We start from the raw sequence: 18,827 nt of genomic DNA on the forward strand, positions 1-18,827 counted from the left end.
TACGCGAGAGTTGCGCTCAGCCCTCGCGCATCACCATCAGGCGAATCTCGGTCATATCCTCGATCGCATAGCGCACGCCTTCGCGCCCCGCGCCGGACAGCTTGATGCCGCCATACGGCATGTTGTCCACGCGGAAGCTCGGCACGTCGTTGACGATCACGCCGCCTTGCTCCAACTCGTTCCACGCGCGCATGGCGTTGGCCAGGCTGTCGGTGAAGATGCCCGCCTGCAGGCCATAGTCGGAATCGTTGGTCATCGCGATCGCTTCATCGAGGGTCTTGAACGGCGCCAGCAGTGCGAACGGCCCGAACACTTCCTGCCGGTTGACCTTCGCATCGCGCGAGACGTTCTCCATCAAGGTCGCTTCCAGCATCGGCCCCTTGCGCTTGCCGCCGCACAGCAGCTTGCCGCCGGCCTTGCGCGCTTCCTCGATCCAGCCATGCAACCGCTCGGCGGCCGCTTCGTCGATCATCGGCCCGAGGAAGGTTTCCTTCTTCTTCGGGTCGCCGGCTTTCAAAGCTTTGACCGCGGCGACCAGGCGCTTCTTCAATTCGTCGTACAGGCTTTCATGCACGTAGATGCGCTGCACGCTGATGCAGCTCTGGCCCGACTGATAGAACGCACCGAACACCAGCCGCTCGATCACATGATCCAGCCGCGGCTGCTGGTCCGCATCGACGATACAAGCCGCGTTGCCGCCCAGCTCCAGCGTCACCTTCTTGTGGCCGGCGCGGGTCTTCAGGTCCCAGCCGATCTGGCTGCCGGTGAAGGACAGCAGCTTGAAACGCGGGTCTTCGACCAGTGGCGACGCATGCTTGCCGTCGAGGTTGAGGATGGAGAACGCGCCCTTGGGCAGGTCGGTCTCGGCCAGCACCTCGCCGATGATCAGCGCGCCGATCGGCGTGCGCTCGGCGGGCTTCAGCACGAACGGACAGCCGGCGGCGATCGCAGGCGCCACCTTGTGCGCCACCAGGTTGAGCGGGAAGTTGAAGGGCGTGATGAAGGACACCGGGCCCAGCGGCACGCGCTTGGTGTAGCCGTGATAGCCGTCCAGGCGCTTGGCGATTTCCAGGTTGATGGTTTCGCCATTGGTGCGCACCGCTTCTTCGGCGGCGATGGTGAAGGTCTCGATCAGGCGGGTGACTTCGCCTGCGGAATCCTTGATCGGCTTGCCCGCTTCCACGCACAGCGCGTAGGCCAGTTCGTCGCGGCGCTCGGTGAAGCGCTGCGCGCAATGCTGCAGCACCGCCTGGCGCGCCCAGGGCTTGAACTGGCGCATCGGTTCGGTGGCCTTCACCGCCGCGGCGATCGCCTGTTCCATCGCCTTCGCGTCGGGCACGGCGACGCGCGTCGCCACCTTGCCGCTGTACTTGTCCAGCACGTCCATCCATTCCTTGGAGGTCTGCGCCTTGTTGGCCAGGTAATAGGGATACTTTTTCTCAAGCATGAAGGCGCTCCGGTCACACCGCCGCGCTGAGGCGGCGGATCTCTTCGTTGAGGATGCGGTGGTTGTCGCTGTAGTCGATGGCCAGGTCGATCAGGTGCACGCCGCCCTGTTCGAACGCGCGCTGCAAGGTGGGCAGGAAGGCATCGGCGCTTTCCGGCCGGTGGCCGTGCGCGCCGTGCGCTTCGGCGAACTTGACGAAGTCCGGGTTGCTGAATTGCATGCCGAAGTCGGCGTAGCCCATCTCCGCCTGCTTCCAGCGGATCATGCCGTAGGCGTCGTCGCGCAGCAGCAGGATCACCAGGTCCATCTTCAGGCGCACCGCGGTTTCCAGCTCCTGCGCATTCATCATGAAACCGCCGTCGCCGCAGATCGCCAGCACCTTGCGCTCCGGATACACCAGCTTGGCCGCCATCGCCGAGGGCAGGCCGGCGCCCATGGTGGCGAGCGCGTTGTCCAGCAGCACGGTGTTGGGCTGGCGGGCGCGGTAGTAGCGCGCGTACCAGATCTTGTACATGCCGTTGTCCAGGCACAGCACGGCATCGTCCGGCATGTAGCGGCGCGTATCGGCCACCAGGCGCACCGGATGGATCGGGAAGCGCGGGTCGTTCTCGTGTTCGGCGAGTTGAAGATGGAAGGCTTCGCGCACCTTGTCGAAGTACTTGAAGTTCCAGTGTGCTTGCCGCGTCAGCGCGTCGGTCAGGCGTTCGACCGTGTGCGCGATGTCGCCCACCACTTCGATCTGCGGGAAGTAGACCGTGTCCACTTCGGCGGAAGAGAAGTTGATGTGGATAACGGTGCGCCGGCCCTTGTGCATGAAGAACGGCGGCTTCTCCACCACGTCGTGGCCGACGTTGACGATCACGTCGGCGGCGTCGATCGCGCGATGCACGAAGTCGCCGTCGGAGAGCGCGGCGTTGCCCAGCCACAGCGGGTGATCCTCGTCGACCACGCCCTTGCCCATCTGGGTGGTGAAGAACGGGATGCCGAGCTTGTCGATAAAGGCGCGCAGGGCCGCCGCGGTGCGCTGGCGGTTGGCGGCGGCGCCGATCATCAGGATCGGGTGCCTGGCCGAGGTGATCGCCTCGCCGGCCTGCACCAGCGCGGCGTCGTCCGGCGAGGGGCGGCGCGCGTATTCGGTGGGCAGCAGGATCGCTTCGTCCACTTCGTCGCGGGCGATGTCCTCCGGCAGTTCCAGGTGCACGGCGCCGGGGCGTTCCTCTTCGGCGCGGCGGAATGCTTCGCGCACGCGCGCGGGGATGGTCGGCGCGGAGACGATCTGCCGCGTGTACTTGGTCAGCGGCTGCATCATGTCGACCACGTCGACCAGCTGGAACAGGCCCTGCTTGTGCGTGCGGATCGGTTTCTGGCCGGTGATCATCAGCATCGGCATGGCGCCGAGCTGGGCGTAGGCAGCGGCCGTGACCAGGTTGGTGGCGCCGGGGCCGAGGGTGGACAGCGCGACGCCGGTTTCGCCGGTGAGCCGGCCCCAGGTGGCGGCCATGAAGCCGGCGGCCTGCTCGTGGCGGGTGACGATCAGTTCGATCTGGGAGTTGCGCAGGGATTCGACGAAGTCGAGGTTTTCTTCGCCGGGGACGCCGAAGATTCTACGGACGCCTTCGGCTTCGAGGGCTTTGACGAACAACGCAGCAGCTTTCATGCATTGGCGTTCCATCGGGAGATGGCCGGGCAGGATGCGCTCGTTGTCGTTCAAAAGGTGTGAGGTGGGGGGCTGTCGCTTAGACGAATTGTGGTGGGCTGTTATTCGATCAACCGGCCCGTGCGCTTACGGCTCGTTGCGCAGCTTCAATTCGCCATCCGCCAGCTTTGCCCGCACGCGTGCATCCGGCGCCACGTTGGAGGCAGTGCGGATCACGCGCCCCTGTTCGTCGAACAGGATCGCGTAGCCGCGTTCGAGGGTGGCGAGGGGGCTGATGGCGTGCAGGGCGCGACCGGTCTGAGCGAGGCTGGCGCGGTGGCGTTCGAGGACGCGCGCAATGGCCTGGTGCAGGCGGCGTTCCTGTTGCGCCAACTGTTGCGTGTAAAGCGGCAGTCGTTGGCGCGGATGCTGGGTGAGCAGGCGGGCGTGCTTGCGTTCCAGTGCGCGGCTGTCTTCGCGCAGGGTTTCGCGCATGGCGGCGCTGAGGCGGTGGCGCAGGTGGGCCAGGCGTTCGCGGTCGCGCAGCAGGCGGGCTTGGGGGCGTTGGGCTTGCAGGCGGGCGAGCAGGTGGTCGGTGCGTTGGATCAGGGCCTGCAGGCGGCGTTGTTGCAAGGTTGCCAGGCGCTGGCGCAACTGGCGCAGGTGGCGGTCGATAGATTGGGCGTCGGGGACCAGCAGTTCCGCGGCGGCCGAGGGGGTGGGGGCGCGCAGGTCGGCGACGAAGTCGGCGATGCTGAAATCCACTTCGTGGCCCACCGCCGACACCACCGGCACGGCGCTGGCGTGCACGGCGCGGGCGACCTGTTCGTCGTTGAAGGCCCACAGGTCTTCCAGCGAGCCGCCGCCGCGGGTCAGCAGGAGCACGTCGTAGCGGCCGCTGGCGGAGGCGCGGCGCAGCATCGAGACGATCGCCGGCGGGGCTTCGCGGCCTTGCACCGGCACCGGCAGCACGTCGACTTCGGCCAGCGGCCAGCGGCGCGACATCACGCTCAGCACGTCGCGCACGGCGGCGCCGGTGGCCGAGGTGATCACGCCGATGCGGCGGGCGAAGGCGGGCAGGGGGCGTTTGCGCGAGCGGTCGAACAGGCCTTCGGCGTCGAGCCGGGCCTTGAGCTGTTCGAACTCGCGCTGCAGCGCGCCTTCGCCGGCCGGTTCCATATGTTCGGCGACGAGCTGGAACTCGCCGCGCGGTTCGTACAGGCCGACCCGGGCGCGCACCAGCACGTGGGTGCCGTCGACGGGACGGAAGCGCAGCGAGGCAGCCTTGGGGCGGAACATCGCGCAACGCACCTGGGCGTTGGCATCTTTCAGGGTGAAGTACAGGTGCCCGGAGGCCGGCCGCGCCACGTTGGACAGCTCGCCCTCGATCCACACCAGCGGCAGCGCATCCTCCAGCAGGTCGCGCACCAGCCGGTTGAGCGAGCTCGGCGTGAGGATGTGCCGCGAGGGCGGCGAGGGAGCGTCGGGGGCGTGCATGGAAAGCGGGAGACTAGCGCACGAACCGCAGGGCTGTCATGGGGTTGCCGGAAAGTGTTGAGGCGTAGGTTGGGGTGAGCCGCAGGCGAACCCCAAAGGTGCGACAACGTTGGGGTTCGCCTGTGGCTCACCCCAACCTACGCCAGTTCACGCGTCCTGTTCGTCCGTCGCGGCAAGGCGCTGCTGGTGCTTGCGCCGCGCCCGCCAGGCGCGGATGCCGAAGTTCAGCGCGAACCACGCCGCCAGCGCCGCGATCGGCCAGCCGACCACCGCTGGCCACAGGATGGCGATCGCCGCCAGCACCAGCAGCGCGGCGGTGCCGGCCAGCAGCGGGCCGGTCTCGGTGTCGCCCAGCACCCGGCTGTCGGTCAGGGCGGCGCCCATGGTGTTGGCGATGCGCAGGGCGCCGGCGGCGGCGCGGCTGGAGCTGCCGCCCATGCGGCCGCTGCGCGGCGGGCGGGCCGAGGCGCTGACGCGGTCCCGGTTCGGCCGGTTCGGGCGCGGGCTGAGCACGATCTCGGTGGCGTTGGCCAGGTCTTGCTCGTACTGCGCGGCCAGATGCTGGGCGAAGGTGGCGTCTTCGACCGCCACGTCGATCTCGCGGTTGCTCAGCCAGCTGGCGATATTGAGATTGGACGAACCCACCCGCGCCCACTGGCCGTCGGCCACCGCGGTCTTGGCGTGCAGCATCGAGCCGTTCCATTCGAACACGCGGATGCCGGCCTTCAGCAGCGGCCGGTAGCCGGAGCGCGACATGCCGGCGACCACCGGAATGTCGCTGCTGCCCGGCACCAGCAGGCGCACGTCGACGCCGTCCTTGGCCGCCGAGGCCAGCGCCTGCACGTACGGCGCGACGCCGACGAAGTAGGCGTCGGTCAGCCACAGCGTCTTGCGCGCCATCGCGGCGATCAGCTGGTCCATGCGGTACATGCCGGCGGTGGCCGGCTGGGTGGCGATCACGCGCAGCGCCACTTCGCCAGCCGCTTGCACTGGCGCCAGCGGAAACTCCGGCAGCGGCTCGCCGATGCTGGACCAGCTCTGCGCGAAGGCGAGTTCCAGTTCCGCGACCGCCGGGCCATGCAGCGCCACGCCGGTGTCGCGCCACGGCGCGATGCCGCGCGCCGGGTCGCCCAGCCACTTCTCGCTGATGCACACGCCGGACAGGAAGCCCACCTCGCCGTCGACCACCAGCAGCTTGCGGTGGTCGCGGCTGATCCAGCCGAACGGCTGGCCGAGCTGCGGCGGGTTGAACGTGCGCACCTGGCCGCCGGCGGCGCGCAGCGGTGCCCAGAAGCTGGCGCGCGACTGGCCGAGGCAGCCCATCCAGTCGTACACCACGGCGACGGTGACCCCGTCCCTAGCGCGTTCCACCAGCGCGTCGCGGAAGGCGCGGCCGACCGCGTCGTCGCGGATGATGTAGTTCTCCAGCAGCACGCGGCGCTGCGCCCCGCGGATCGCGGCCAGCCAGGTTTCGAAGTGCACGGCCGCATCGATCAGCAGGTCGATGCGATTGCCCGGCAGCAGCGGTGCGCCGGCGGCGCGGCTGAGCGCCTGTTCGGCCAGGCGCCGGGTGGGTGAGCTCGGGGACGCGGCAAAGTTCATGCCGGCAGTGTAGGGCATGGCCTGTGACCGCCACGGTGAGTGCAGCTGGCCCGAGTGAAGGCGGCATGAAGCGAGGCGATGCAGCATGCGCCGCGTTTCTGGCATGCTCCGCGCCCATGACGCCCGAGCAACGTCGTACCGACACGGAAGCCTGTGCACGGCAGATCGCCGAACGGCTGGGGCCCGATCTGCGCATCGCCGCGCCGCTCGGCTTGGGCAAGCCGCATGGGCTGCTCAACGCGCTGTACCGGCTGACCCAGGCCGACGGCTCGCGCTCGATGACGCTGTACACCGCCTTGTCGCTGACCCGCCCGCGGCCGCAGCCGGGCCTGGAAGAGCGCTTCGCCAAACCCTTTCTCGACCGCCATTTCGGCCTCGACGCGGAAGACCCGCAATACGCGCTGGACCAGGCGCGCAATGCCTTGCCGCCGAACGTGGCGGTGCACGAGTTCTACATGCAGTCCGGCGCGCTGCTGCAATCGGGCAGCGCGCAGCGCAACTACATCAGCCAGAACTACACGCACGTCGCGCGCGACCTGGTGGTGCAGGACATCAACCTGCTGGTGCAGCTGGTGGCGCGCCGCGAGACGCCGGAAGGCGTGCGCTACAGCCTGTCGTGCAACCCGGACCTGACCCTGGATTTCCTCGACCAGGCCAAGGCCGCCGGCCGGCCGCGGCCGCTGTGCGTCGCCGTGGTGCATCCGGACCTGCCTTATCTCAGCGGCCATGCCGAAGTGCCGGAAAGTTTCTTCGACCTGGAACTGCAACCGGAAACCAGCACGCCGCTGTTCGCCCTGCCGCGCCAGCCGGTGGACTTGGCCGAATACGCGCTGGGCCTGCACGCCAGCGCATTGGTGAAGGATGGCGGTTGCCTGCAGATCGGCATCGGCGCGCTGTCCGACGCACTGGTGCATGCGCTGCTGCTGCGCCAGCGCGACAACGTGCACTGGCGCCGCGCGCTGGTGGCGCTGGACCCGCGCGGCGCCACCCACGCGCTGGCCGCGCGCTTCGGCGGCCTGGCACCGTTCGACACTGGCCTGTACGGCGCCAGCGAAATGGTGATGGACGGTTTCATGCATCTGCAGCGCGGCGGCATCCTGCGGCGGCGCAGCTGGGACAACCTGGGCTTGGAGCGCGCGGCGGCGGCGGGGCGGCTGGCGGCGGAAACGCCCGGCGGACATTACCTGCGCGGCGCGTTCTTTCTCGGCACGCGCGAGTTGTACCGCTGGCTGGATGAAACCGAGGCGGCCGATCCCGACGCGATCGACATGTGCCGCGTCTCCAACGTCAACCAGCTATATGGCAACCACCAGGCGCTGGCCTCGCTGCAGCGGCGCGGCGCGCGCTTCTTCAACACCTGCATGATGGCGACCCTGCTGGGTTCGGCAGTGTCGGACGGATTGGAAGACGGCCGCGTGGTCAGCGGCGTGGGCGGGCAGTACAACTTCGTGGCGATGGCGCACGAACTGCCGGACGGCCGCTCGGCCCTGCTGCTGCGCGCCACCCGCAAGGTGCGCGGCACGGTGGAGACCAATATCCGTTTCAACTACGGCTACTGCACCATTCCGCGGCACCTGCGCGACCTGTTCGTCACCGAATACGGCGTGGCCGACCTGCGCGGCAAGTCCGACAACGAATGCGTGGAAGCGATGCTGGCGATCAGCGATGCGCGCTTTCTCGATGCCTTGTGCGCGGAGGCCAAGGCGGCCGGCAAGCTCTCGCCGGATTTCCAGATACCCGGCAAGTGGCGGCTCAATACGCCGGAACATCTGCGCGAGATGCTGGCGCCGATGGAGCGCAAGGGTTTGTTTCCGGCGTTCCCGTTCGGCAGCGATTTCACCGAGGTGGAGCAGCGGCTGGTGCCGGCGCTGGGCTGGTTGAAGTCCAGGATGGGATCGTGGCGCGGGCGCTGGGATCTGCTGCGCGCCCTGTTCCGTCCGGGCGAGCCGGCGCACGGCGAGGACGAGGCGCTGGTGCGGATGGAGCTGGTCGGGCAGGGCAGTCTGCAGGAGCGCGTGCTGCGGCGGCTGGTGGCGGTGGCCTTGCGGAAAACGGCACGCAAGCCGGGTTGAGCGCAGCGAACCGCGACATGCCGCCCGCCGCGCGAGGCCGCCGCGCGAGGCCGCTTGGGGTTCGCTGCGCTCACCCCAAGCTAGGCGTTACTCTCTTGCGCCCGAATGCCGGCACCGGTTCGCTCTATGTCCTCCACCGAATCCCTGAGCGGGAACCCCCGCATGTCGCGCACGCTGGCCGAGTGGCTGAGCTATCAGGAAGGCGTCAACCCGCGCAGCATCGAGCTGGGCCTGGATCGCGTGCGCGAAGTGTGGCGGCGCATGGGCGCGCCGGCGCCGGCGCGTTGGATCGTCACCGTCGGCGGCACCAACGGCAAGGGCTCCACCGTGGCCATGCTCGAAGCGATGCTGCGCGCCGCCGGCCGCCGCGTGGGCTGCTACACCTCGCCGCATCTGCTGCGCTACAACGAGCGCATCCGCATCGAGGGCCAGGACGCGGATGACCAGGCGCTGGTGGACAGCTTCGAGCGCATCGAGGCGGCGCGCGGCGAGATTGCGCTGACCTATTTCGAATTCGGCACGCTGGCGGCACTGGATCTGTTCGCGCGCGCCGAGCTGGACGCGGCGGTGCTGGAAGTGGGCCTGGGTGGACGGCTCGATGCGATCAATATCGTTGACGCCGACGTGGCGGTGATCACCACCGTCGACCTCGACCATATGGACTGGCTGGGCAACGACCGCGACAGCATCGGCCGCGAGAAAGCGGGGATCGCGCGCGACGGGCGCCCAGCGATCGTCGGCGAGCGTGCACCGCCGGCAGGTTTGCTGGATGCGCTGGCCGCGCTCGGTGCGCAGGTGGAGCGGGCCGGCCTGGATTTCGCGGTGGAACGCGGTGCGCACGGCTGGACGTGGCGCCATCGCGACGGCACCGTGTTCGAGCTGCCCGACCCCGCGCTGGCCGCACCCGTGCAATACGCCAATGCCGCCGCGGCGATCGCCGCGCTGCACGCATCGCGCGGCGCCAACGCGCCCATTCCGGCAGCGCAACTGGCCGCCGCGGCCGCGGCGGGCGTGAAGAGCGCCACCGTCGCCGCGCGGCTGCAGGCGCTGGGCGGCGATCCGGCGCTGATCGTTGACGTCGGCCACAACCCGCAGGCCGCGCGCGCGCTGGCCGAATGGCTGGATGCCCATCCTGGCGGACGCGTGCATGCGGTGTACGGCGCGCTGGCGGACAAGGACGTGGGCGGCGTGATCGCCGCGCTGGGCGAGCGCATCGGGCACTGGCATCTGGCGGGTCTGGAGCGCGACACGCCGCGTGGCCTGCCGGCACAGGCGCTGCGCAAGGAATTGCAGCAGGCGCTGCCGGACGCCACCTTCGATCTTCACGCCGACGTGCATGGCGCACTCGCCGCAGCGCGTGCGGGGGCGCTGCCCGGCGAGCGGATCCTGGCCTTCGGCTCGTTCTTCGTCGCCGCGGCGGTGCTGCAGAACTGAACGCGCGGCGCGCGCCCCGGAACGGTCATCGCGGCGCTCGCATGGGGGATCGCCGACGTCAGGTATAATCTCGCCGTTTGGTGTTTGCGCTTTTTGCTGCCTTGGAGCCTGTCTTGAAAACACGTCTGCTGGGTGCCGCCGTCCTGTTCGCGCTGGCGGTTCTGTTCGTGCCGATGTTCTTTTCCAGCACGCCGCCAAGCACCGGTGGCGACGAAACGGTCAGCCTGGCCATCCCGCCGGCCCCGGACCGCGACCTGCAGACGCGCACCATGAGCCTGACCCCGGGCGCCGCCCCGGCCGGCAGCGCCGCGCCGGCTCCGGCCGCCTCGGCCGCCGGGCAGGCCGCTACCCCGGCTGCCGGCGACAAGCTGGCCACGGTGGAGATCGGTTCCAACCGTCCGCGCGACGTCGAGACCGACCCGGCCGCCGGCCAGCCGCCCGCGCCGACCACGGTCACCCGCCCGGGCTCGCCCGGCCAGCCGGTGATCCCGAACCAGGCCGCCGCGCCGGCGCCCAAGCCGGCCGCACAGCAGCCGGTGATTCCCGCGCAGACCAAGCCCGTCGCCGCCCCGCCAGCCCCCGCCGCCGAGCTGCCGGCCGCGACCGCGGCGCACGGCCGCTTCACGCTCAATCTCAGCGCCTACGCCTCCTCTGCCAGCGCGCAAAGCTTGCTGCAGCGCGTGCGCGCCCTGGGTTATCCGGTGGCGAGCCGGCCGCTGAACCAGGCCGGCAAGCAGCTGACCCTGGTCACCGCCGGCCCGTTCGATACCCGTGCCGCCGCCGAAGCGGCGCGCCTGAAGATCACCCAGAGCATCCCCGGCGCGCCGGCCCGCCTCGAAGGCAGCGCCAGCACGCCCGCGCAGGACGACGCGCCGGCTGCCGCGGCCGCCCCGGCGCCCAGCGCCGCCAAGCCGGCCGCCACCGCTGCTGCCACCACCGCCCGCGCGGGCGGCTGGGCGGTGCAGGTCGCCGCGATGGGCAGCCAGGCCGACGCCACCGCGCTGCGCGACAAGCTGCGTTCGAACGGCTTCGACGGCTACGTGGACACGGTCAACGCCAGCGGCAAGCAGCTGTGGCGCGTGCGCGCCGGCCCGCAGACCCAGCGCGACGATGCGCTGCGCGTGCGCGACCAGATCAAGAGCAAGCTCGGCCTCGCCGGCAACGTCGTCTCCGCGCCCTGAGCATCGAGACCGGCACCGCCATGAACTGGGCTGACTACATCATTCTGGCGGTACTGGGCATCTCGGTCTTGATCGGGTTGTGGCGCGGCCTCATTTCCGAGGTCCTGGGCCTGCTGATCTGGGTCACCGCGGCATGGATCACCTGGACCTTCGGCCCGCACGTGGCGGAGTTGTACGCGAACAAGATCAACCTGCCCTCGGCGCGCCTGGCGGCCGGCTACGCCACCACTTTCGTCGGCGTGCTGGTGCTCGGCATCGTGGTGCGGTTCCTGGTGGCGAGGCTGGTGCAGGGCACCGGTTTGAGCGGCACGGATCGCCTGCTGGGCATGCTGTTCGGCCTGGCGCGCGGCGTGCTGGTGGTGACGGTGGGCGTGTTCCTGGTCAGCCTTACCGCGCTGACGCGCGATCCGTGGTGGCAGCAATCGGCGCTGTTGCCGCAGTTCACCGGCGTCGCCGGCTGGCTGAACCAGCAGGTGCCGAGCAGTGCCAGGCGCTTCCTGCAGCAGCCTTCGACGGCGATGGACCAGCTGCCGTCGCTGCCGGACAAGCTGCCGGAGCTGCGGCTGCCGACCCAGTTGCCCAGTGCGCTGCCATCATTCCCGTTGCCGAGCCAGCTGCAAGGCTTGCCGGCAGCACTGCAGGGCCTGGCGCCCGCACCGGCGCGCAGCGCAGCGCGCGCGCCGGGCGTGGACGCGCCGGTCCCGCACGACCCTGCGGCGATGAACGCCGCGCGCGACCCCAAGGCAGTGGAAGCCGCCCCGCGCCAGACCACGAATCCTTAAAGCACTTACAGGCAGCAGAACCATGTGCGGAATCATCGGCATCGTCGGTACCACCGAGGTGGCATCGGCCCTCTATGACGGCTTGACGGTGCTGCAGCACCGCGGCCAGGACGCGGCCGGCATCGCCACCGTCGAGGGCGCGCGGCTGCGCCTGCACAAGGGCAACGGCCTGGTGCGCGACGTGTTCAACCAGACCGCGATCAACAGCCTGGGCGGCCGCATCGGCCTGGGCCATTGCCGCTATCCGACGGCCGGCTCGGAAGGCTCGTCCGAGGCGCAGCCGTTCTACGTGAACTCGCCCTACGGCATCGCCTTCGCGCACAACGGCAACCTGGTCAACACCGAGGCGCTGCGGCGCGAGATGTTCGAGGACGACCGCCGCCACATCAATACCGATTCGGACTCCGAGGTGCTGCTGAACGTGCTGGCGCACGAACTGCAGATCCAGGACCGGATGGCGCTGACGCCCGACCATATCTTCAAGGCCGTGGCCGGCATGCACGCCCGCGCGCGCGGCGGCTACGCCTGCCTGGCGCTGATCCTGGGCTACGGCCTGCTGGCCTTCCGCGATCCCAACGGCATCCGCCCGCTGGTGCTGGGCGAGCGCATTTCCGCCGAAGGCCGCGAGTACGCGGTGGCATCGGAGTCGGTGGCGCTGGACATCCTGGGCTTCAAGCGCCTGCGCGACCTGGCGCCGGGCGAGGCGGTGTTCATCAGCGTCGACGGCCAGCTGTTCAGCCGCATGTGCGCCGAGGGCGCCACGCACGCGCCGTGCATCTTCGAGTACGTCTACCTGGCGCGTCCGGATTCGATGATCGAGAACGTCTCGGTCTACAAGGCGCGCCTGCGCATGGGCCAGAAGCTGGCCGAGAAGATCCTGCGCGAGCGTCCGGACCACGGCATCGAGGCGGTGATCCCGATCCCCGACACCGCCCGCACCGCCGCCAGCGCGCTGGCCGAGGCGCTGGGCGTGCCGTTCCGCGAGGGCTTCGTCAAGAACCGCTATATCGGCCGCACCTTCATCATGCCGGGGCAGGGCGAGCGGGTGAAATCGGTGCGCCGCAAGCTCAATCCGGTGGAGCTGGAATTCCGCAAGAAGAACGTGCTGCTGGTGGACGACTCGATCGTGCGCGGCACCACCTCGCGCCAGATCATCCAGATGGCCCGCGACGCCGGCGCGCGCAATGTGTTCTTCGCCTCCGCCGCGCCGCCGGTGCGCTATCCGAACGTGTACGGCATCGATATGCCGGCCGCCTCCGAACTGGTCGCCGCCGGCCACACCGAGAAGGAAGTCGAGCAGGTGCTCGGCGCCGACTGGCTGATCTACCAGGACCTGCAGGACCTGTTCTGGGCAGTGCAGGACGGCAACGAGTCGCTGACGAATTTCGACGCCTCCTGCTTCAACGGCGAGTACATCACCGGGCTGGACAAGCAGTATCTGGAGCAGATCGAGATGCTGCGCTCGGATGATGCCAAAGCCGCGCGCCGGAGCGCGTAAGTCTTCAATGTTGGAATCCTTCTCCCTTCGGGAGAAGGTGGCGGCAGCCGGATGAGGGTTCGGCCGGAGCGGCGCACATCACTCTTGCTACTCCGCCCGTACCCTCACCCCAACCCCTCTCCCGGCGGGAGAGGGGCTTAAAATTCTCGCTATGACCGACCTGCACCAAGCCGCCAAACGCTGCCTCGACGCCACCGATCCGGCCGAAAAAGTGCGCCTGACCCGCGATGCCTGGGCGGCTCTGCTGGCCGGCGAACTGCAGCCTGATACGGCTTCGCCTGCGCCCGAGCCGATCGGTGCGCCGGGCCGCCCCGAGCGTCCGCTGCTGGTGCACCCGAGCAAGGTGCCCAGCCGCGGCCTCGGCAGCTCCGAAGGCCGCGCGGCGCTGGTGCATGCCGTCGCCCATATCGAATTCAACGCGATCAACCTGGCCTGGGACGCGGTCTACCGCTTCCGCGGCAAGCCGCCGGCGTACTACCGCGACTGGGCCAGCTGCGCCCACGACGAGGCGCGCCACTTCGACATGCTCAGCGGCCGCCTGGCCGAACTCGGCCATGCCTACGGCGATTTCGACGCGCACAACGGCCTGTGGGAAATGGCCGAGAAAACCGCCCATCACGACACCGCGCGCATGGCGCTGGTACCGCGCGTGCTTGAGGCGCGCGGGCTGGACGTGACGCCCGGCATCATCGAGCGCCTGCGCGGCGCGGGCGACGAGCGCACCATCGCGATCCTCGAGCTGATCCTGCGCGAGGAAGTCGCCCACGTGGCCGCCGGCACGCGCTGGTTCCGCCATTGCTGCGAGCGCGACGGGCTGGAGCCGCGCCAGGCCTTCCTGGATCTGCTGCGCGAGTACATGGGCCGCACGCCGCGCGGACCGTTCAACCGGCCGGCGCGATTGGCTGCCGGCTTCGATGCCGAGGAAATGGACCGGTTGGCGGAGCTGGCCCTGCTCGATTGAGTCTGTCTGGCCGGGTGCTCAGGCCTTGCGTCGCCCGAAGCGGCGCCACAGCCACAGCCAGAGCAGCAGCAGCGGGAAGCCCAGCAGCACGAACGGCAGGCCGTAGCTGATCGCCTCGACCGCATTGGCCAGGCCATCCACGAACTGGTCGAACACGCCGCTGAAGGATTCGCGCAGACGCGAGCCGCGCGTATCGGCATCGGCCCGGCGCAGCTTCATGGTCAGCAGGTTGGTGGCGATGCGGTGCTGCTGGCCGGCGGCGGTCTGTTCCAGCGCCTGCAGCTCGCTTTCGACCGCAGCCTGTTCCTTGCCCAGGGCGATCAGATCGGCGACGGCCAGATCCTTGCGCGCGGCCAGTTCGTCCAGGCGTTTCTGCTGCGCCTGCAGGCGTTGCTGGTTGCGCTGGTTGTCGGCCACGGCGGGCGCGAGGTCTTCGGCACTGGTCTCCCGCTCGCCCACTTCGCCGCCCTTGGCGGCCAGCGCCACCAGCGGCTCGACGCCGCCAGGCACGATGCGCACGGTGATCGAAGCGTCCCAGCTCGACTGCTCGATGCGCAGCACATTGCATTCGCCGAAGCGCGCCGACTCGCAGGCCGCGCGTGCTTCGTTCAGTCGCGGGGCGATGGTGTCGGCGGGCAGGCGCAGGGTGAGGCGGTGCTCGTAGGCCAGCAGCGCGCCGGCCTTGTTCTTCTCGCCGCCGATGCCGGCCTGCGGGGTGACTTCCTGCTTCTTCGAGCACGCCGCCAGCAGCGGCACCAACAGCAGGGCGAGGACGATCGTCCGGATCGATGCGAGACGGGGCACGGCGCGTTCCTTGCGTCAGCGAAGGGAAGGTGGCGCCGAGTATGTTGGATGGCCCGCATGGCTGTCGCGCGGGCATGAAAAAGCCGGCGCTGGGCCGGCTTTTTCATCGAATTTGGTCGGGGTGACAGGATTCGAACCTGCGACTTCTACGTCCCGAACGTAGCGCTCTACCAGGCTGAGCTACACCCCGTGGGAGCCGCGTATCTTAATGACCCTGGGGGGACTTCGCAACAGGTGCGGATCATTCGGATTCGACGGCGCGCTCGCCGAAGGGGCGCGCAGGCCTTCTGCTAACCTATGCGGCTACCGCTGAGCGCCATCGGCGCCGGCCCGATTCAATGGCACGTCCCCTTTCGACGCAGAGGATTTCATGGCGCTTACCCCGGCCCGCACCATGCCCGGTGTACTCGAGCTGCTGCCGCTCGACCAGATCGCGTTCCAGCGCATGCTCGACACGATCCGCCGCAACTACGAGCGCTTCGGTTTCCTGCCGGTGGAAACGCCGGTGATGGAGTTCTCCGACGTGCTGCTGACCAAGACCGGCGGCGAGACCGAGCGCCAGGTTTATTTCGTGCAGTCGACCGGTTCGCTCGAGCAAGGTGAGAAGCCCGACCTGGCCCTGCGCTTCGACCTCACCGTGCCGCTGGCGCGCTACGTGGCCGAGCACGAGCACGACTTGAGCTTCCCGTTCCGCCGCTACCAGATGCAGCGCGTGTACCGCGGCGAGCGCGCCCAGCGCGGCCGCTTCCGCGAGTTCTACCAGTGCGACATCGACGTGATCGGCAAGGACGGCCTCTCGGTGCGCTACGACGCCGAGCTGCCGGCAGTCATCTACAGCGTGTTCCGCGAGCTGAACATCGGCGCGTTCACCATCCAGCTCAACAACCGCAAGCTGATGCGCGGCTTCTTCGAAAGCCTGGGCGTGATCGACGCGGAACAGCAGACCCTGGTGCTGCGCGAAGTGGACAAGCTGGACAAGCGCGGCGCCGACTACGTGCGCGAAACGCTTACCGGCGATGCGTTCGGCCTCGACGCCGAGGTGGCGAACAAGATCCTCGCCTTCGTGCAGGTGCGCTCCAGCACCGTGCAGGAAGCATTCGACCAGCTCGACGCGCTCGGCCCCGGTCCGGAGTCGATGGAGCAGGGCCGCGCGGAACTGAAGGAAGTGCTGGGCCTGATCCGCGACTTCGGTGTGCCGGAAACGCATTTCGCGCTGAACCTGTCGATCGCGCGCGGCCTGGACTACTACACCGGCACCGTCTACGAGACCACCCTCAACGACTACCTGCAGATCGGCTCGATCTGCTCCGGCGGCCGCTACGAGAACCTCGCCGGCCAGTACACCAAGTCGCGCCTGCCGGGCGTCGGCATCTCGATCGGCCTCACCCGCCTGTACTGGCAGTTGCGCGAAGCCGGCCTGGTCGGCACCGCGCGCAGCACGGTGGAAGTGCTGGTGACGCAGATGGACGAAGCGCGCATGGCCGACTACCTGGCCGTGGCCAGCGAACTGCGCGGCGCCGGCATCGCCACCGAGGTGGTGCTGGAGGGCGGCAAGCTGGCCAGGCAGTTCAAGTACGCCGACCGCGCCGGCATCCGCTTCGTGCTAGTGCTGGGCGAGGACGAGCTGGCCAAGGGCGCGGTCACGGTCAAGGACATGCGCCGCCAGGACCAGTTCGAAGTCGCCCGCGCGGACCTGATCAAGACCCTGCGCGTGGAGCTGGCCCAGGCCGAGATCGCGCCGTGAGCCCGGCGCGGACGCCATCGCCGATGGCGTCCGCGCGCGTTGCCTTCAAGCACTCCCATTCCCCACTTCGACCGGCGCCCGTGGGCGCGGAGCATCCGTATGAGCGTTGATCTTATGAACGTCGAGCCGATCCGGCTCGATGGCAGCAGCCTCACCCGCGCGCAACTGGTCGCCGCCGCGCGCGAACGCGTGCCGGTGGTGCTGGACGAGGCCAAGCTGGTGCGCGTGCAGCGCGCGGCGGATTTCCTGGCCGACAAGGTGAGCTGCGGCGAGCCGACCTATGGCGTCACCACCGGCTTCGGCAGCAATGCCGACAAGCTGCTCGGCGCGCATCGCCTGCGCGACGAATTGCCGGGAGGGCATCCCGACAAGCCGGAAGGCACGCTGCTCGACGAACTGCAGCACAACCTCATCACCACCCATGCCGTGTGCGTGGGCAAGCCGTTCGCCGAGGACGTGGTGCGCGCCATGCTGGTGATCCGCATCAACACCTTGATGCGCGGCCATTCGGGCATCCGCGTGGAAACCCTGCGCGCGCTCGCCGCGCTGCTCAACAGCGGCGTGGTGCCGGTGGTGCCGGAGAAGGGCTCGGTCGGTGCCAGCGGCGACCTCGCACCGCTGTCGCACCTGGCCATCGTGCTGCTCGGCGGTGGCGAAGCGTTCTACCAGGGCGAGCGCCTGTCCGGCGCCGATGCGCTGGAGCGCGTCGGCCTCACGCCGATCCGGCTGTCGTTCAAGGAAGGCCTGGCGCTGAACAACGGCACCGCGCAGATGCTGGCCACCGCCGCGCTGGCGCTGGACACGCTGGAATACCTGCTCGACACCGCCGACCTCGCCGCCGCCATGACGCTGGACGCCTTCGCCGGCCGCAGCGGCGCGCTGCGCCCGGAAGTGCACGCGCTGCGTCCGCACCCCGGCCAGGTCGAAACGGCCGAGCACGTGCGCGAGCTGCTGACCGAAAGCACCCTGGTCGATATCCCTTACCACCTGGTGCCGCGCTTCAAGCAGTGGGCTGCCGATGCGTGGGCCGCGCCGGAAGACCAGGCGCTGAGCTTCGACATCGGCTGGGACTGGGTGCCGGCCAACCAGCGCCACGGGCGCGAGGCGTTCTACAGCCGCTTCCTGCCGTTCAAGGGCGGCAAGAAGCACCAGCCGCAGGACGCCTATTGCCTGCGCTGCATGCCGCAGGTGCATGGCGCCGTGCGCGATGCCTGGGCGCAGGCCTGCCGCGTGATCGATATCGAACTCAATGCGGTGACCGACAATCCGCTGATCTTTCCGGATGCCGAAGGCGCGCAGTTCATCGAGGAGCAGGTGATTTCCGCCGGCCATTTCCACGGCATGCCGCTGGCGCTGGCGATGAGCTACGTGAAGGCGGCGATTCCGGTGCTGGCGTCGATCTCCGAGCGCCGGCTCAACAAGCTGGTGGATCCGGCGACCAATGATGGCTTGCCGGCCTTCCTGACCGGCAATGAGGACGGCACCGATTCGGGTTTCATGATCGTGCAGTACACGGCGGCGGCGCTGGTCAACGATCTGGCCACGCGGGCGCATCCGGCGAGCGTGTATTCGGTGCCGACCAGTGCGAATGCCGAGGATCATGTTTCGATGGGCGCCAATGAGGCGCGGCATGTGCTGGAGATGCTGGACGATCTCAGTCATGTGATTGCGCTGGAGTTGTATACGGCGGCGCAGGCGCTGGATTTCCGTCAGGCGATGCTGAATGCCGCGCGTCGGTTGGCTGCGCGGGGCGATTGGAAGGCGCTGGCGGCGAAGGTGGCGAATGCGCCGCGTGAGGATCATGCGCATTACGCGCAGTTTGCTGCGGAGGTGCAGCAGTTGACTTCGGCGTTGGCGGGGGTGGGGGATTTCCACGCGGGTGAGGCGGTGCGCAAGGCGCATGATGTGTTGCGTGGGCATATCGGGTTTATGTCGCGCGATCGCGCGATGGATGGGGATGTGCGCACGGTGTGCGAACTGGTGCAGCGGCGGGCTGTGGGCTGATTGCTCGTCATTCCGGGGTAGGACGGAGTCCGCTCTGTTCGTCATTCCGGCGTAGGCCGGACGAGCGCGTAGCGCGAAGAACGCCCGCAGGGCGGCCCCGAAGGGGTGAGCGAAGCGAATCATCCAGTAGCGGTGATACTCGATTGTCGTGCTATCGCTAGGTTG

At 69.0% G+C, this 18,827-nt stretch carries 13 protein-coding genes and 1 tRNA gene; 8 read left to right on the forward strand and 6 right to left on the reverse strand.

Annotated elements, in window-relative coordinates:
• Positions 1-16: 16 nt before the first annotated feature.
• The 4 genes from AB4083_RS02645 to AB4083_RS02660 form a co-directional block, all read right to left on the reverse strand.
• The gene (locus tag AB4083_RS02645) at positions 17-1,447 is read right to left on the reverse strand and encodes an aldehyde dehydrogenase family protein (protein WP_441606195.1); all 1,431 of its coding nucleotides are present in this window, start codon (positions 1,445-1,447) and stop codon (positions 17-19) included.
• A gap of 13 nt (positions 1,448-1,460) precedes the next feature.
• Positions 1,461-3,104 carry an acetolactate synthase large subunit gene (locus AB4083_RS02650; RefSeq protein ID WP_441606196.1) on the reverse strand — a complete coding sequence of 548 codons (1,644 nt, stop codon included), beginning with the start codon at positions 3,102-3,104 and terminating at the stop codon, positions 1,461-1,463.
• Positions 3,105-3,230: 126 nt separating this feature from the next.
• Complete coding sequence (gene xseA / locus AB4083_RS02655) at positions 3,231-4,580, reverse strand: exodeoxyribonuclease VII large subunit (protein ID WP_441606197.1); 1,350 nt, start codon at positions 4,578-4,580, stop codon at positions 3,231-3,233.
• A gap of 147 nt (positions 4,581-4,727) precedes the next feature.
• A complete protein-coding gene (locus AB4083_RS02660; protein WP_441606198.1) occupies positions 4,728-6,200 on the reverse strand; it encodes a phospholipase D-like domain-containing protein in 1,473 nt (490 codons plus the stop codon).
• A gap of 98 nt (positions 6,201-6,298) precedes the next feature.
• Between AB4083_RS02660 and AB4083_RS02665 the strand changes: the two genes are divergently transcribed.
• The 6 genes from AB4083_RS02665 to AB4083_RS02690 all read left to right on the forward strand — a co-directional run bounded on the left by AB4083_RS02665 (position 6,299) and on the right by AB4083_RS02690 (position 14,110).
• Positions 6,299-8,254, forward strand: a complete 1,956-nt coding sequence (locus tag AB4083_RS02665; protein ID WP_441606199.1) for an acetyl-CoA hydrolase/transferase C-terminal domain-containing protein — start codon at positions 6,299-6,301, stop codon at positions 8,252-8,254.
• Between the two features lie 162 nt (positions 8,255-8,416).
• Positions 8,417-9,688, forward strand: coding sequence for a bifunctional tetrahydrofolate synthase/dihydrofolate synthase (gene folC / locus AB4083_RS02670; protein ID WP_441606200.1), 1,272 nt, complete (start codon positions 8,417-8,419; stop codon positions 9,686-9,688).
• 113 nt (positions 9,689-9,801) lie between these two features.
• On the forward strand, positions 9,802-10,869 hold the full coding sequence (locus AB4083_RS02675) for an SPOR domain-containing protein (protein WP_441606201.1): 1,068 nt from the start codon (positions 9,802-9,804) through the stop codon (positions 10,867-10,869).
• Between the two features lie 20 nt (positions 10,870-10,889).
• A complete protein-coding gene (locus tag AB4083_RS02680; protein ID WP_441606202.1) occupies positions 10,890-11,651 on the forward strand; it encodes a CvpA family protein in 762 nt (253 codons plus the stop codon).
• Between the two features lie 22 nt (positions 11,652-11,673).
• Positions 11,674-13,149 carry an amidophosphoribosyltransferase gene (gene purF, locus AB4083_RS02685; RefSeq protein ID WP_441606203.1) on the forward strand — a complete coding sequence of 492 codons (1,476 nt, stop codon included), beginning with the start codon at positions 11,674-11,676 and terminating at the stop codon, positions 13,147-13,149.
• Positions 13,150-13,300: 151 nt separating this feature from the next.
• Positions 13,301-14,110 (forward strand): ferritin-like domain-containing protein, encoded by an 810-nt coding sequence (locus AB4083_RS02690; protein WP_441606204.1) that lies wholly within the window; start codon positions 13,301-13,303, stop codon positions 14,108-14,110.
• Positions 14,111-14,128: 18 nt separating this feature from the next.
• Here the strand turns inward: AB4083_RS02690 and AB4083_RS02695 are convergent, their stop codons facing one another.
• Entirely contained in the window at positions 14,129-14,914 is a 786-nt protein-coding gene (locus AB4083_RS02695) for a DUF4349 domain-containing protein (RefSeq protein WP_441606205.1), read from the reverse strand.
• 113 nt (positions 14,915-15,027) lie between these two features.
• Positions 15,028-15,104 (reverse strand) — tRNA-Pro (locus AB4083_RS02700).
• Positions 15,105-15,284: 180 nt separating this feature from the next.
• On the opposite strand from AB4083_RS02700, the gene hisS reads away from it, so the two are divergent.
• Positions 15,285-16,658 carry a histidine--tRNA ligase gene (gene hisS / locus AB4083_RS02705; RefSeq protein ID WP_441606206.1) on the forward strand — a complete coding sequence of 458 codons (1,374 nt, stop codon included), beginning with the start codon at positions 15,285-15,287 and terminating at the stop codon, positions 16,656-16,658.
• A gap of 99 nt (positions 16,659-16,757) precedes the next feature.
• A complete protein-coding gene (locus tag AB4083_RS02710) occupies positions 16,758-18,662 on the forward strand; it encodes an HAL/PAL/TAL family ammonia-lyase (protein WP_441606207.1) in 1,905 nt (634 codons plus the stop codon).
• Positions 18,663-18,827 lie beyond the last annotated feature (165 nt).

The organism is Dyella sp. 2RAB6 (genome assembly GCF_052115385.1).
GTDB lineage: Bacteria > Pseudomonadota > Gammaproteobacteria > Xanthomonadales > Rhodanobacteraceae > Dyella_D.